The organism is Nocardia sp. NPDC058244 (genome assembly GCF_042882065.1).
In the GTDB taxonomy this organism is placed as follows: Bacteria; Actinomycetota; Actinomycetes; order Mycobacteriales; family Mycobacteriaceae; genus Nocardia.
Map to the genome: position 1 here is coordinate 282011 of NZ_JBHVWX010000004.1, position 14772 is coordinate 296782.

General features: G+C 71.1%; 15 protein-coding genes. 8 read left to right on the top strand and 7 right to left on the bottom strand.

All coding sequences use genetic code 11. The annotated features are described in order from the left end of the window. Window positions 1-103 precede the first annotated feature (103 nt). Together ACFVW6_RS14410 and ACFVW6_RS14415 are read left to right on the top strand one after the other, a co-directional pair. The gene (locus ACFVW6_RS14410) at window positions 104-1312 is read left to right on the top strand and encodes a lipase family protein (protein WP_378827688.1); all 1209 of its coding nucleotides are present in this window, start codon (window positions 104-106) and stop codon (window positions 1310-1312) included. Between the two features lie 58 nt (window positions 1313-1370). After that, window positions 1371-1775, top strand: a complete 405-nt coding sequence (locus tag ACFVW6_RS14415) for a helix-turn-helix transcriptional regulator (RefSeq protein WP_355277005.1) — start codon at window positions 1371-1373, stop codon at window positions 1773-1775. A 9-nt stretch (window positions 1776-1784) separates the two neighbouring features. Here the strand turns inward: ACFVW6_RS14415 and ACFVW6_RS14420 are convergent, their stop codons facing one another. Further along, a complete protein-coding gene (locus tag ACFVW6_RS14420) occupies window positions 1785-2375 on the bottom strand; it encodes a TetR/AcrR family transcriptional regulator (RefSeq protein WP_378828180.1) in 591 nt (196 codons plus the stop codon). A 71-nt stretch (window positions 2376-2446) separates the two neighbouring features. Between ACFVW6_RS14420 and ACFVW6_RS14425 the strand changes: the two genes are divergently transcribed. Genes ACFVW6_RS14425 through ACFVW6_RS14435 form a run of 3 tightly spaced genes read left to right on the top strand, consistent with a single transcriptional unit; the run spans window position 2447 to window position 5708 of the window. Further along, on the top strand, window positions 2447-3400 hold the full coding sequence (locus tag ACFVW6_RS14425) for a patatin-like phospholipase family protein (protein WP_378827686.1): 954 nt from the start codon (window positions 2447-2449) through the stop codon (window positions 3398-3400). Next, window positions 3397-4875, top strand: coding sequence for a flavin-containing monooxygenase (locus ACFVW6_RS14430; RefSeq protein ID WP_378827684.1), 1479 nt, complete (start codon window positions 3397-3399; stop codon window positions 4873-4875). Before ACFVW6_RS14425 ends, ACFVW6_RS14430 begins: the two co-directional genes overlap by 4 nt. After that, window positions 4872-5708: an SDR family oxidoreductase gene (locus ACFVW6_RS14435; protein ID WP_365015650.1), complete on the top strand. Its 837-nt coding sequence runs from the start codon at window positions 4872-4874 to the stop codon at window positions 5706-5708. Before ACFVW6_RS14430 ends, ACFVW6_RS14435 begins: the two co-directional genes overlap by 4 nt. Before the next feature lie 86 nt (window positions 5709-5794). Here ACFVW6_RS14435 and ACFVW6_RS14440 read toward each other — a convergent pair whose 3' ends face one another. From ACFVW6_RS14440 to ACFVW6_RS14460, 5 genes are all read right to left on the bottom strand, one after another. Beyond that, complete coding sequence (locus tag ACFVW6_RS14440) at window positions 5795-6385, bottom strand: ClpP family protease (protein WP_218721508.1); 591 nt, start codon at window positions 6383-6385, stop codon at window positions 5795-5797. Between the two features lie 26 nt (window positions 6386-6411). Next, the gene (locus ACFVW6_RS14445; protein WP_355277019.1) at window positions 6412-7017 is read right to left on the bottom strand and encodes an ATP-dependent Clp protease proteolytic subunit; all 606 of its coding nucleotides are present in this window, start codon (window positions 7015-7017) and stop codon (window positions 6412-6414) included. 99 nt (window positions 7018-7116) lie between these two features. Continuing rightward, window positions 7117-7578 (bottom strand): SRPBCC family protein, encoded by a 462-nt coding sequence (locus tag ACFVW6_RS14450; protein WP_378827681.1) that lies wholly within the window; start codon window positions 7576-7578, stop codon window positions 7117-7119. Between the two features lie 149 nt (window positions 7579-7727). Continuing rightward, window positions 7728-10319 (bottom strand): aminopeptidase N, encoded by a 2592-nt coding sequence (pepN, locus tag ACFVW6_RS14455; protein ID WP_378827679.1) that lies wholly within the window; start codon window positions 10317-10319, stop codon window positions 7728-7730. Between the two features lie 165 nt (window positions 10320-10484). Beyond that, window positions 10485-11432 carry an NADP-dependent oxidoreductase gene (locus ACFVW6_RS14460; RefSeq protein ID WP_378827676.1) on the bottom strand — a complete coding sequence of 316 codons (948 nt, stop codon included), beginning with the start codon at window positions 11430-11432 and terminating at the stop codon, window positions 10485-10487. 70 nt (window positions 11433-11502) lie between these two features. Here ACFVW6_RS14460 and ACFVW6_RS14465 point away from each other — a divergent pair, with 70 nt between their 5' ends. Continuing rightward, window positions 11503-12459 (top strand): GlxA family transcriptional regulator, encoded by a 957-nt coding sequence (locus ACFVW6_RS14465; protein WP_378827674.1) that lies wholly within the window; start codon window positions 11503-11505, stop codon window positions 12457-12459. Window positions 12460-12593: 134 nt separating this feature from the next. Continuing rightward, window positions 12594-13418, top strand: a complete 825-nt coding sequence (locus ACFVW6_RS14470; protein WP_378827672.1) for a phosphoribosylaminoimidazolesuccinocarboxamide synthase — start codon at window positions 12594-12596, stop codon at window positions 13416-13418. Window positions 13419-13436: 18 nt separating this feature from the next. Here ACFVW6_RS14470 and ACFVW6_RS14475 read toward each other — a convergent pair whose 3' ends face one another. Beyond that, complete coding sequence (locus ACFVW6_RS14475) at window positions 13437-13793, bottom strand: helix-turn-helix domain-containing protein (protein WP_357348141.1); 357 nt, start codon at window positions 13791-13793, stop codon at window positions 13437-13439. A 50-nt stretch (window positions 13794-13843) separates the two neighbouring features. Here ACFVW6_RS14475 and ACFVW6_RS14480 point away from each other — a divergent pair, with 50 nt between their 5' ends. Beyond that, window positions 13844-14737, top strand: coding sequence for an NAD(P)-dependent oxidoreductase (locus tag ACFVW6_RS14480; protein ID WP_378827669.1), 894 nt, complete (start codon window positions 13844-13846; stop codon window positions 14735-14737). Window positions 14738-14772: the final 35 nt, after the last annotated feature.

A 14772-nucleotide genomic window follows, 5' to 3' on the forward strand; every position in this document is an offset into this window, starting at 1 on the left:
GGCCGGGCGACGTGCGGCGCCCGGCCGTCCGCGCGGCATCGAGTAACCTGATCGGCGGTTTACCGGTCGCGCGGGGCGGCCGTTCGGTGGCAGTGGGGGGAACATGCAGACGGGAATCGCCCGGGTGATCACGGCCGCCGCGGTGGCCTGTCTGGCCTGGCCCGCCACGGCCTGCGCGCCGGACACGGCGAGCGCGGCCGAGGTCGTGGGAGCGCCACGGTCGGACTTCTATTCGCCACCCGCGGAATCGATTCCGGGCCCGCACGGGTCGGTGATCCGGACGCAACCGGTCACCGGGTCGCAGGCGGTGCCGGGCGCCCGCAACTTCCTGGTGCTCTACCGATCGGTCGACGCGCAGGGCGCCCCCGTCGCGGTCTCGGGCACGCTCGCCGTGCCGGAGGGGACGCCACCGGCGGGCGGCTGGCCGCTGCTGTCGTGGGCACCGGGCACCAACGGCGTCGCCGATGCGTGCGCGCCCTCGCGCACCGAGGGGTCCTCGCCGGGCCGCGACGACCAGGCCCGCTGGGTCGCCAAGGGCTACGCCGTGGCCAGAACCGACTATCTCGGCCTCGGCACGCCGGGCAACCACGGCTATCTGATCGGCGAGACCGAACAGCGGGCGATGAGCGATATCGCCACGGCCGCACGCGAAGTCGACCGGACCGTGGGCACGCGCTGGGTGGCGATGGGGCATTCGCAAGGCGGGCACGCCGCCCTGTTCGCCGCGAGCGCGGCGGGCGGGTGGGCGCCCGGCGCGGAACTGCTGGGCGCGGTCGCGCTGGCACCCGCCTCGCACCTGGGTGAACAGATCAGGATGGCGAAGTGGGCGGTGTCGAATCCGCTCGGCAAGCTCGGCACCGGGGACGTCTCGCTGTACGTGCCGCTGCTGGTGCGCGGCGCGCAGACCGTCACCGATGTCGATCCCGGCCGGTTCCTCACCGGGCGCGCGGTCTCGATGCTGCCGCTCGCCGACTCCGAATGCACCGCGGGACTGCGGGATCGGAGCAAGTGGGGCGGGCTGTCGGCGAAGGACGTGTTCACGAAGGACGGTGATCTGTCCGGCCTGCTCCGGGTCCTCGACGACAATGATCCCAGCGCCTTGCGTTTCGCGGCGCCGGTGCTGGTCCTGCAGGGCCGCTCCGACATGACCGTGCCGCTGAAGTCGACCGACGCGATGGTGGCCGAACAGCAGCTCAACGGTCAGTCCGTCGACTACCGCAAGTACGACGACGTCGACCACAGCGGCATCGTGGCGGCGTCCTTCGCCGACGCGCTCGGCTGGGTGGACACCCGCTTCGGCATCACCCGCTGAGTTACGCCCACAGCAGAAGAACCGGGTGTGTCGGGACCGGTGTCCCTACGCTCGACGTATGGGCGAACACAGCGGGTTGCGGGTGATTCCGGGCGGACGCGGCGAACGGCGGCCGCGCCCCGAACCGTTGTGGCGCGAAGCCCTCGGCGAGCGGCTGCGGACGCTGCGGCTCGAGCAACGCTCCACGCTCGTCGACACCGCCGGTCGCGCCGGTATCTCCCCGCAGTACCTGTCCGAGGTCGAGCGCGGCCGCAAGGAGCCGTCGAGTGAGATGATCGCGGCGCTGGCCGGCGCGCTCGACACCTCGCTGAGCGATCTGGTCGCCCAGGTGGCCGAGTCGCTGCGCGGCCGGGTCCCGGCCAGGGCCGTCGTCCTCGGCGGTGACCGCGGTATCGGCACGCACGCGCAGCCCGCGCCCGTGCAGAACTCGTTCGCGCCGAACGCCGTCCTCATGGTGGCCTGAGCCGGACGGTTACGCCGTCCGGACCGATTCGAGCAGGCTGCGCAGCAGGTCGACCAGCGCGCTGACCGGCATCTCGGGGTCGATCGCGCGTTGCACGCCGAGACCGATACCGAGCGAGAGCAGCTGCACGGCGGCGTCGTCGGCCGAGATCGGCAGCTCGAAGCCCATCTCGTCGGCCTGGACCTGGATCAGCGAGCCGAGCACCGCGGTCATCGACCGCCTGCGCGCCGCCAGCTCGGTGCGCACCTCCGGCATGTGCCGGGTGCTGGTGGCGAATTCGACCTCGAGCGCCGTCCAGCCGACATCACCGATGTTCTCGTCGGCCCAGCGCGCGAACCCCTCGATCCGCTCGGTCATCGTGTCGTGGCGCAGGACCGCCTCGCTGAGCGAGTGCGCGCGCTCCACGTGCACGACATCGATCACGGCCAGGCCCAGTTCGTGCTTGGTGGCGAAGTTCGAGTAGACGGCGCCCTTGGAGAAGCCCGCCTCGGCGGCCACCTTCTCGAGTGAGGTCACGTTGTAGCCGTCCGCGAGGAAAAGTCGCTTGGCGGTCTCGACCAGTCGTTCGCGGGTCTGAGCGTGCGATTCCTTACGTGTCATCCGGGCGGCCACGGCAAAAGTGTAGCAAGTCGGGGTACCGCTGGAATTCAAATACCGTTAGTATCCGAGTTATGACTACACGACGTGGCCTCGCCATCGGGTGCGGCGGCATCCTCGGCTTCGCCTGGACCGCGGTCGCCCTCGACGCCGTCGAACAGGCACTCGGCTGGGATGTCCGCACCGCCGACGTACTGATCGGCACCTCCGCTGGCGCCGAGATCGTCGCCGCGCTCGGCGCGGGCCGAACCCCGGCCGACCTGCTCGCCGCGCTCGACGGCGCGCCCGGTGCCGATCCGGTCCTGGCCCGGCATGTGGCCGTCGACCCCGGGATGACGCCGCCGGTACCCGGCCTCGGGCTGCCCGGTCTCGGGCTGATCGGCGCCGGTGTGCGCGGCGGATCGGTCTACACCGCGCTGGCCGGACTGCTGCCCAAGGGCCGCGGTGACGCCGACTGGCTGCGCGCCTTCGGCCGGGCGCTGACCCCGCGCGGCGGGTGGGTCGACCATCCGGCCACCTGGCTGGTCGCCGCCGACCCGCGCACCGGCGAGCGGGTCGCCTTCGGGTCACCGAGCGCGCCGACCGTCGACCTCGGGACCGCCATCGCCGCCTCCTGGGCCATCCCCGGCTGGTTCCCGCCGGTGCCGGTGCGCGGCCGCCCGTTCGTCGACGGTGGCGCGGTGTCCTCGGTGTCGGCCGATCTGCTGGCCCCGCTCGACCTCGACGAGGTGGTGGTCGTCGCGCCGATGACCACCGAGGGCGGCGCGCCCGCCACCGGCCTGAGCCGGGTCGAACGACTGCTGCGCGGCCAGATGACGCGCGGCCTCGATCGCGAGGTGGCGCTGCTGCGCGCGCGGGGCACCCGGGTGATCCGGGTCGAGCCCGGCCCCGCCGAACTCGCGGCCATGGGCGCCAACTTCATGGACTCCGCCCGGCGCCCGGCCACCCTGGCCGCCGCCCACCGGGCCGTCCCCGCCCGGGTCGCCGACGCGATCCGGACATCTGCTGTCGAAGGAGAAAACGTATGAGTCACCACGAAGTGGTCGTGATCGGTGCGGGTATCTCGGGCATCTGCGCCGCCATCAAGCTCGCCGAGGCGGGCGTCGAGGACGTCGTGATCCTCGACAAGGCCGAGACCTTCGGCGGTACCTGGCGCGCCAACACCTATCCGGGCTGCGCCTGCGACGTCCCCTCGGGCCTGTACTCGTTCTCCTTCGCGCCCAACAGCGAATGGTCGCGGCTGTTCGCGACGCAGCCCGAGATCCTCGCCTACGTCGACCGGGTGGCCCGCGACAACGGTCTGGCCGCGCGCACCCGCTTCGGCGTCGAAGTGCTCGGTGCGAGCTGGGATGACACCGACCGCCGGTGGCGCCTCGACACCAGCACCGGGGAGCTGACGGCCCGGTTCGTCGTCTCGGCCGCGGGCCCGTGGAACGAACCGCGCTTCCCCGACATCCCCGGCCTGGCCGAGTTCCCCGGCGAGGTCTTCCACTCCGCGCGCTGGAACCACGACTACGACCTGCGCGGCAAGCGCGTCGCCGTGGTGGGGACCGGCGCCTCGGCGGTGCAGTTCGTGCCCGCCATCCAGCCCGAGGTCGCCGAGTTGCACCTGTTCCAGCGCACCGCGCAGTGGGTGCTGCCCAAGCTCGACCATCCGGTGCCCGCCGTCGAGAAGCGGGTAATGCGCAGGCTGCCGTTCGCGCACAAGGCGTTGCGCTCGGTCGAGTACGGGCTGATGGAAGCGCTCGGTGTGGCGTTCCGCCATCCGCGGCCGCTGATGCAGACCGTGCAGAAGGTCGGCTCGGCGTATCTGCGCGCGGTGGTGCGTGATCCGCAGCTGCGCGCCGAGCTCACCCCCGACTACCTGCTCGGCTGCAAGCGAATCCTGTTCTCCAACAGCTACCTCCAGTCGCTGACCAAGGACAACGTCGACGTGCACGCCACCGCCGTCGCCGAGTTCCGCGGCAGCACCGTGCTCGGCGCCGACGGCAGCACCGCCGAGGTCGACGCCGTCATCCTGGGCACCGGCTTCCACATCCTCGACACCCCGCTGGCCGACATCGTGCGCGGTGCCGACGGCCGCACCATGGCCGAGCACTGGCAGGGCTCGCCCGAGGCCTACCTCGGCACCGTCACCACCGGTTTCCCGAACGCGTTCACCGTGCTCGGCCCCAGCCTCGGCACCGGCCACTCCTCGGCCTTCGCCATCCTGGAGGCGCAGGTCGACTTCCTGGTTTCGGCGATCGCGCGTGCCCGGCGCCACGGCTGGGCGATCCTGGACGTGCGCCCCGAGGTCCAGGCCCGCTACGTCGACCAGGTGCAGGCCGCGCTCACCGGCACCGTCTACAACGCGGGCGGCTGCCAGAGCTACTACCTGGATGCCAACGGCCGCAACAGTTTCAGCTGGCCCTGGTCCACCGGCGAACTGACCCGCCGGGTCAGCGCCTTCGACCCCGACGACTTCAGCATCACCCACGACGACGAGATGGCGGTCCCCGCATGAGCTACCCACGGATTGATCTGGACGGCGCGCTGGTCGCGATCACCGGCGCCGCGCGCGGCATCGGCCTGGCCACCGCCGCGGCCTTCGCCGCCAGGGGCGCCTATGTCGCGCTCGGCGATCTCGACGAGGCGCTGGCGGTGCAGGCCGCCGACGGACTCGGCGACCGGGCGATGGGCCATGTCCTCGACGTCACCGACAAGGGCTCCTACGCGGCGTTCCTCGCGGCCGCCGAGACCTGGCGCGGCGCACCGCTGGACGTGCTGGTGAACAACGCGGGCGTGATGCCCAACGGCGCCTTCCTCGAGCAGGCCGACCGGATCGACCAGCTCACCATGGACGTCAACGTCTACGGCGTCATCCACGGGATGCGGCTGGCCCTGCCGGGCATGGTCGAGCGCGGCTACGGCCACGTGGTGAATGTCGCCTCGCTCGCGGGCAAGTTCCCGATCAAGGGCCTGGCGGTCTACAACGCCAGCAAGTTCGCGGTGGTCGGGCTGACCGCGGCGACCCGGCTGGAGATGGACGCCACCGGCGTGAGCGTGAGCGCGGTGCTGCCCTCGGCGGTGCGCACCGAACTCAGTTCCGGCATCGACTACGGCATCCTGCCCGCCGTCGATCCCGAGGACATCGCCGCCGCCGTGGTCCGCAGCGTGAAGTCCAGGGCCGCCGAGATCGCGGTGCCGTCGTATGTCGGGCTGATGGCCGATGCCGCCGGGCTGGTGCCCGAGCCGGTGATGCGGGTCTTCCGCAAGGCCGCCCACGACGACGCCGCGATCACCCGGGTCGACGACACGGTGCGCCGGGCCTACCTGGACCGCATCGAAAAGCAGTGAGCCAACGCTGAATCGGGCTGTGCGTGCGTCGCGCCGCCGAGGAATCGGCTCGGCCGATCCCGGCGGGCATGCGCACAGCCCGGCGCTCACTCCCGCTCGTGCAATACGCGGTCGACCAGGCCGTATTCCAGCGCCGTCGCGGCGGTGAACACGCGGTCCCGGTCGGTGTCGCGGCGCAGGGTCTCCGGCGTCTGCCCGGTGTGCTTGGACAGGATCGCCTCGATGGCCGCCCGCATCCGGACGATCTCGTCGGCCTGCAGGATCAGGTCCGGGATGGTGCCCTGGCCGCGAGTCGCGGGCTGGTGCAACACGATCCGGGTGTGCGGCAGCATCGCGCGATGCCCGGCCGCGCCACCGGCCAGCAGCACCGCGCCGACCGCGATGGCCTGGCCGACGCAGGTGGTGTGCACGGGCGCCTTGATGAAACTCATGGTGTCGTAGACAGCGAGCATGGCGGACAGGTCGCCGCCCTCGCAGTTGATGTACAGGCTGATCGGCTGGCCGGGGCTGTCGGATTCCAGGTGCAGCAGCTGGGCGATGAGCGCGTTGGCGACACCGGAATCGATGGGTGTGCCCAGGTAGACGATGCGCTCGCTGAGCAGATGCGAGTAGATGTCGGTGATTCGTTCACCGCCGCGATGCTGGGACACGACATTGGGGATGGTGTAACTGGTCATGGGAATCTCCTCTGCGAGAACCTGTCTCAGGCCGTGATGCCGATGCGGTGGCGGTTGGGGACGACCTGGTCGAACGATTCGACGATGTGGTCGATGAAGCCGTAGTCCTTGGCCTGGGTGGCGGTGAACCAGCGGTCGTGCAGCGAGTCCTCGTAGATCCGGTCGAACGGCTGGCCGGTGTCGGCGGCGATCAGGCCGAGCACGGTGTCGACGGTGTAGCGCAGATCGTCGGCCTGCACCTCGACCTCCACGGCGCTGCCGCCGATGCCGGCCGAGCCCTGGTGCATGAGGATGCGGGCGTGCGGCAGCGCGAACCGGCGTCCCGGCGTGCCGGAGGAGAGCAGGAATTGCCCAGCGCTGCACGCCAGTCCGAGGGCGAGGGTGGAGACCTCGCACGGGACCAGTCGCATCACGTCGCGGATGGCGAGCATCGAGGGCACCGAGCCGCCAGGGGAGTGGATCCACAGCGAGATCGGGGCCTCGGGGCTCTGCGCGGCCAGTGTGAGCAGCTGGGTGATCAGCAGGGTGCCGTTGTCGTCGTCGAGCGCGCCGTCGAGCACGAGGATGCGGCGGCCGAACAGTTGTTCGCGGGCCCGCCAGCTGAACATCGGGGTCTTGTCGTCGTGTGCCATGCGTCCACGGTGCCTCGCGCGCACCGGGTTTCGCCGCCGTTGCTGCTCCCGGCAGATCCGCTCACAGCAGCAGAGGCGGCCCGCCGGGGTGGCGCTGGATCAGCCCGCGGTCGGCTCGGCCACGGTCAGCTCCTTCGCGCAGATATCGAGGATCTGCCCGAAGATCCTGGCGACCACCGGCGCCGCCAGCCCGCGCGTGACCGGTCCGGCGAGCAGTGGCACCTTCGCCTCCATGGTGGTCGTCCAGACGACCCGCGTGCCGCCCGGCACGGTCGTGAAGGTCATGGTGCCGCCCTCGTGCCGTGACGGCGGAACGCTGCGGGTGACCAGGTAGTCGAACGAGAACGGCGGGTCGTAGCGCGTGATCCGTTCCTCGAGGTGGCCGATCAGCCAGGTGTGCCGCCGGATCGCGCCGACCCCGTACGGCGCGCCCTGACCGGGGTGGGCCAGCCGGTTGCGCAGCACCCAGAACGAGCGCTCGTAGTTCGTCGTGGTCGCGCACCAGTCGAAGACCTGATCGATCGGCGCCGCGATCACCCGCTCGACAGCGATGGTTTCCATCCCGCTTCTCCTTCGAAGACCGACATGGAGGTGATCCCCCGGGTCGGAGCCTACCCGCCGGATCCGCCGACGTGGCGAAATGCGTTGAGCCACAGCGAGAACACGACAGGCCCCGATCCGCGGGGGATCGGGGCCTGTCCTGGTGCCACCTACTTGGCGTCGAACTCGCGTGCGCGCAGCGACCGTTCGATCCCGGCACGGCCCTCGGAGACCAGGCGGTACAGGGCCGGCGGGTGATCGCCCGCCAGGAACTCGTCGGCCTTGGCGACCGCGTCCTCGCTGATGGCCCAGTGCGGGTACAGGCCGATGACGACGGTCTGGGCGACCTCGCTGGACCTGCGCTCCCACACCGCCGGGATGTCGGCGAAGTACTTGTCCACGTACGGCGCGAGCAACGCGCCCTGACCGGCGGGCGCGAAGCCGCCGACGATGGCGCGGGCGGTGATGTTGGGCACCGAGTCGTCGCCCATCACCGTGTTCCAGGCCTGCGCCTTCACCTCGGCGATCGGCCGCGCGGTGGCCGCCGCCGCGGCCTGGCGCTTGCCCGCCGCGGTCGGGTCGCCCGCCAGCTCGGCGTCGATGGTCGGCGCGTCGATCCCGTCGGCATCGATCTGCCCCGCCGCCGCCAGCGCGGTGACGACGCGCCAGCGCAGGTCGGTGTCGATGGTGAGCCCGGCCAGCCCGGCGGCCGCGGGATCGCCGTCGAGCAGCTGCGTCAGCACGCCGGTGTGGCGCGACTGGAGCTTCGCGCCGGTGAGGGCGTTGACGAAGGCGAGCTGATGATCCGACCCCGCCTCGGCCGCGCGGGCCAGCTCGAGCAGCCGGTCGGCGAAGCCGGGCCAGCCCTCCTGCTCGGCCCACCCCGGTTCGGCGTAGCTGGAGATGGCGGTGGCTGCCTGCATGAGCAGCCGCTGCACCACGCCGATCTCGGACTCCGCGCCGATCCCGCGCTGCACCAGCGCGACGAAATCGCGGGCCTTCATCTCGGCCTGACGGGTCATCTCCCAGGCCGCCGACCAGGCCAGCGTGCGCGGCAGCGAATCGGCGATGTCACCGACGCGCTGCACCACCACGTCGAGCGAGTCGGGGTCGAGGCGCAGCGAGCAGTAGGTGAGGTCGTCGTCGTTGACCAGCACGAGCTGACCGCGCGGCACCCCGGCCAGCTCCGGCACCTCGGTGCGCCCGGTCGCGTCGAGATCGAGCTCGACGCGGTGGGTGCGCACCAGCTTGCCGTCGACGTCGTCGTAGACACCGATCGCGATCCGGTGCACGCGGTGCTCACCGGCACCGGGCTCGGCACCCTCCTGCACCACGGCGAAACTCGCGAACGTGCCGTCGGCGGCGACGAGGAAGTCCGGGCGCAGAATGTTCAGGCCGGTGGTCTTGAGCCACTGCGCGCCCCAGTCCGACAGGTCACGTCCCGACGCCTGCTCCAGCGCGGCGAGCAGATCGTCGAAGGTGGCGTTGCCGTAGGCGTGTTCGGCGAAGTAGGCACGCAGCCCGGCCAGGAACGGCTGCAACCCGACGTAGGCGACGAGCTGCTTGAGCACGCTGGCGCCCTTGGCGTAGGTGATGCCGTCGAAGTTGACCTCGACCGCGTGCAGGTCGGGGATGTCGGCGGCGATCGGGTGGGTCGAGGGCAGCTGGTCCTGGCGGTAGGCCCAGGACTTCTCCACATTCGCGAATGTGGTCCAGGCGCTGGTGTATTCGGTGGCCTCGGCCTGGCACAGCACCGAGGCGAAGGTCGCGAACGACTCGTTGAGCCACAGGTCGTCCCACCACTTCATGGTGACCAGGTCGCCGAACCACATGTGCGCCATCTCGTGCAGCACGGTCTCGGCGCGGCGCTCGTAGGACGCGCGGGTCACCTTGGAGCGGAACACGTAGTCCTCGAGGAAGGTGACCGCGCCCGCGTTCTCCATCGCGCCCGCGTTGAACTCCGGCACGAACAGCTGGTCGTACTTGCCGAAGGCGTACGGCACGCCGAAGTTGTCGTGGTAGAAGGCGAAACCCTGCTTGGTCTCGGTGAACAGCCGCTCGGCGTCCATGTGCTCGGCCAGCGAGGCGCGGCAGAACAGGCCGAGCGGGATCTCGCCGTGGCCGTCGGTGTAGGTGTCGGTCCAGGTGGCATACGGGCCGGCGATCATGGCGACCAGGTAGGTGCTCATCTTCGGAGTGGTCGCGAAGGTGTGCCGCACGACCGCGCCGACCTTGTGCTCCTCGGCGGTGGCGCCGTTGGAGACGACCCGCCAGTCACCGGGCGCGGTGGCGACGATGTCGAAGGTGGCCTTGAGGTCGGGCTGGTCGAAGCAGGCGAACATCCGCTTGGCGTCGGCGGTCTCGAACTGCGAGTACAGGTAGACGTTGTCGTCGGCCGGGTCGACGAAGCGGTGCAGACCCTCACCGGTGTGCGAGTACTCGCAGTCCGCCTCGACGACGAGCTCGTTGGTCGCGGCCAGCTCGGGCAGCGTGATCCCGGTCGACTCGTCGTAGTCGCTGATGTCCAGCGGGGTCCCGTTCAGCACGGCCGAGCGCACCCGCGGCGCCACCAGGTCGATGAACGTGCTCGCGCCGGGGGTGGCGGTGAAGGTGACCGTGGTCTTCGAACCGAAGGTGTCCGACACTTCCGAGCCCGCGCTTCGCGGCTGGTCGGTGAGGTCGAGTTCGATCCGGTAGTTCTGCACGGCCACCGTCGCGGCGCGTTCGACCGCCTGGTCGCGGGTGAGATTCGGGGCGGACATAGATCTCCTTCGTCGTCGACGAACACGGCACGGCTCGGCGTTCCGGTCGGCACCGGAGCGCACATCAGCGTCCACAATGCCACTTGCCGTCGAGCACCGCTCACGAGTTTCCCGCCACCCGCGCGCCGACGGCGCCGCCACCCCGCTGGTGGCGGCGCCGATCGGTCAGCGCACCGTGACGACGAGTTTCCCGAGCGTCCGATCCGTCTCCCCGAGCGCGTGCGCCTTCGCCGCCGCGGCCAGGGGGAACACCCCGGCGATGGTCGGGCGCAGCGTGCCCGCGGCGAGCAGCTCGGCGATCGCGCTCATCCCGGCGTGATCGGCCTCCACCAGCAGTTCGGCGTAGCGCACCCCATGGCGGTCCGCGTCGGCCCGCAGGTCGGCGTCGCCGGTCGGCAGGATGGTGACCAGCACGCCACCGGGCCGCAGCGTAGGCAGGGACCGGCGGGCGTTCGCCGCGCCCAGGGTGTCCAGCACGACGTCCACGTCGGTGACGGCCGTGGCGAAATCCACGGTCCGGTAGTCGATCAGTTCGTCGGCGCCGAGTTCGCGCAGGTGCTCGTGTTTGGCGGCGCTCGCCGTCCCGATCACGTACGCGCCGCGGGCCTTCGCGATCTGCACCGCCAGATGTCCCACGCCGCCGCCCGCCGCGTGGATCAGCACCCGCTGTCCCGCCGCGACCCGCGCGGTATCGACCAGGGCCTGCCACGCGGTGAGCGCGGCCAGTGGTGTCGCCCCGGCCACGGTGTGGTCGACCTGGCTCGGCTTGCGCGCGAAGGCCCTGGCCGGGCCGGTGACGTACTCCGCGAGCGAGCCGTGGCCGTGTGGGTAGGGCAGCATGCCGAACACCTCGTCACCCGGCGCGAACAGGGTGACGCCCACCCCGACGGCCGCCACGGTGCCCGAGACATCCCACCCGAGGACGAACGGCGGCGGGGGCAGGAACAACCCGGACCGCGCCCGGTGTTTCCAGTCGGTGGGGTTGAGGCCCGCCGCGTGCACCTGAACCAGGACTTCGCTCGGACCGGGTGTGGGACGGGGCAATTCGATCTCGCGCAGCACCTCGGGTCCGCCGAGGGTGTCCTGACTGATGGCGCGCATGGTGTCGGTCATGGGGTCAACGGTGCCGGGTGGCGGCCGCCGGGGAAATGGCATGAAAGTCATCATCCGATAGAATCGTGCCATGCATCGTGTGGTGGTCCTGGCGCTCGACGGCGTCTACCCGTTCGAACTCGGCACCCCGCAGCGCGTCTTCGGCACCATCGACGACCGCTACGAGGTGCTCACCTGTTCCGTCGACGGGCGGCCGGTGCGGACCTGCGCCGACTTCCGGATCGCCGTCGAGCACGGGCCCGAACTGCTGGCGACCGCCGACACGGTGGTGATCCCCGCGTCCGACATCACCGAGGCGCTCGCCGGGCTCGGCGCGGTGACTCGGGGCGCGCTCGCGCGGATCCGGCCCGGCACGCGCGTCGTGTCGATCTGCACCGGCGCGTTCGTCCTGGCCGCGGCGGGTCTGCTCGACGGCAGGCCCGCGACCACGCACTGGCGGATGGCCGCGTTGTTCCGCAGGCACTTTCCCCTGGTGCGGCTCGACCCCGACGTCCTGTTCGTCGACGACGGCGATGTCCTGACCTCGGCGGGCGCGGCCTCCGGGGTCGACCTGTGCCTGCACATCGTGCGCGCCGATCACGGCAGCGCGGTGGCCAATGAGGTGGCGCGCCGATGCGTGGTGCCGCCGTGGCGGGAGGGTGGGCAGGCGCAGTACATCGACCTGCCCGTCCCCGATCCGGCGATGGCGAGCACCGCCGCGACCAGGCACTGGGCCCTGGAGAACCTGGATCTGCCGCTGACCATGGCCGACCTCGCCCGGCACGCGGGCATGAGCAGCCGCACCTTCGCCCGCCGCTTCGGTGACGAAGTGGGCCTGAGCCCCGGCCGCTGGCTCACCCAGCAGCGCGTGGTGCGCGCCCGCGACCTGCTCGAGGCCAGTGAGCTGTCGGTCGAGCAGATCGCGGGCCGGGTCGGCTTCGCCACCGGAACCTCACTGCGCCAGCATTTCCAGACCGCGATCGGCGTCGCCCCGCTGGCCTACCGCCGGACCTTCCGCCGCAGCGACAGCGACCGCGCGAGCGCGTGACCGGACCACCGGTGACGAGAGCGCGCCGCGACGGAATGTGACCGGCCTCGCGTCGCGGTGACCAGGCCCGATCGGGGTGCGGGGCAGCCGGTAGAGTTCCGGGCAAACCGCACCCAGGATTCGGAGGCTCGACGTTGAAGCATGTGCACGCCGGGAAAGTTCGCGACCTCTACGAGGACGGCGACACCCTGCTGCTCGTCGCCTCGGACCGCGTCTCGGTCTACGACGTCGTGCTGCCGACCCCGATCCCGGACAAGGGCGCGCTGCTGACGCAGCTGTCGAACTGGTGGTTCGAGTACTTCACCGGCATCCCCAATCACGTGGTCTCGGCCACCGACGTGCCCGCCGAGTTCGCCGGGCGCGGTATCCGGGTCAAGCCGCTGAAGATGGTGCAGGTCGAGTGCATCGCGCGCGGCTACCTGACCGGCTCGGGGCTCAAGGAGTACCAGCAGTCGGGCACCGTGTCGGGCATCGCCCTGCCGCCGGGGCTGCGCGACGGCGACAAGCTGCCCGAGCCGATCTTCACCCCCTCCACCAAGGCCGCCGAAGGGCACGACGAGGCGATCAGCTTCGCCGATGTGGTGAACCAGGAGGGCCGCGAGGTCGCCGAGCGGCTGCGCGATCTGACCCTCGAGATCTACTCGCGCGGTGCCGAGCACGCGGCGAAGGCCGGCGTGATCGTCGCCGACACCAAGGTCGAATTCGGCTGGGACGGTGACGTGCTCACCCTCGGCGACGAGGTGCTGACCTCGGATTCCTCGCGCTTCTGGCCCGCCGACGAATGGGAGCCGGGCCGCGCCCAGCGCTCCTTCGACAAGCAGTTCGTGCGCGACTGGTCGACTTCCACCGGCTGGAACAAGGAGTACCCGGGCCCGGAGATCCCCGCCGAGGTGGTCGAGGCGACCCGGCGCAAGTACGAAGAGGCCTACGAGCGCATCACCGGCCGGACCTGGAGCTGAGCGGCGCGCCGCGCCCGGTCAGTGCACCGGCGCGGCAACGCCTTTGACCTCGCAGATGTGGTCCATGTTGGCGGTGCCCCACGCGCCGAGCGTGACCAGCGCCGCGTTCAGGGAGACCCCCAGGTCGGTGAGTGAGTACTCGACCTTCGGGGGCACCTGCGCGTAGATCTCCCGGTGCACGATCCCGTCGTGCTCGAGCTCGCGGAGCTGCTGGATCAGCATCTTCTCGGTGACGCCGGGCACCAGCCGCTTGAGGTCGCCGAAGCGCTGGGTGCCGGTGGACAGCGCCCACAGGATCAGCGCCTTCCACTTGCCGCCGACGACGTCGAGCGCGGCATCGATCCCGCACGAATACGGACGCTCTCGCTGCTTCATGGTCGCCTTACTTACTTTTTGGTGAGTATTGGACTTCATAGTCGGTACTTGTGCAGTGTACCGCTACCGGCGAATCTGGGAGGGCGTTGCCGACCGGCAACGAGAGCTGCGAACCAAGGGGAACAATGACCAACTCGGCGACGGCACAGCGGGTTTCGGTGATCGGGCTCGGCGCGATGGGCACCGCGCTGGCGCGGGCGCTGCTGGCGGGCGGTCACCAGGTGACGGTGTGGAACCGCACCGCGGCGCGGGCGCAGCCGCTCGTGGCCGAGGGCGCGGTGCTCGCGGCGACCTCCGCCGAGGCGCTGGCGGCGGCCGATCTGGTGATCCTGTGTGTGCTCGACGACGCGGCGGCGCGCGAACACCTCGAGCCCGCGGCGGCGTCGCTGCGCGGGCGCACCGTGGTGAACCTGACCACCACCACGCCGGAACAGGCACGGGCGCTGGGCCGCTGGGCCGCGGCCGGCGGGGTCGAGCTGATCGATGGCGGCATCATGGCGGTGCCGTCGATGATCGGCGGACCGGGCGCGTTCGTGCTGTACAGCGGCGCGAGCGCGGCGTTCGAGCGGTACCGCCCGGTGCTCGAGCTGTTCGGCTCGGCCGAGTTCGTCGGCGCCGACCTGGGCGCGGCGGCCATGTACGACGTCTCGATCCTGGGCGGCATGTACGCGATGTTCGCCGCGTTCCAGCAGGGCGGCGCGATGGTCCGCAGCACCGGCGGCACCGCCGAGCGGCTGGCCGGGCTGATGGCCCCGTTCCTCCAGGCCATGGCGACCCTGCTCACCCAGCACGCGGTGGGCATCGACACCCCGGCCGACTTCGTGCAGGAACAGAGCGACGAATTCACCGCCGCCGCCATCGATCTGATCGACAAGGCGGCCGTCGAATCCGGCAACCCCACCGAGCTCTTCGGTGTGCTGCGGCGGACGCTCACCGGGCTGTGACGACGAGGTGGCTCGCTCGATCGCGAGCCGGACCG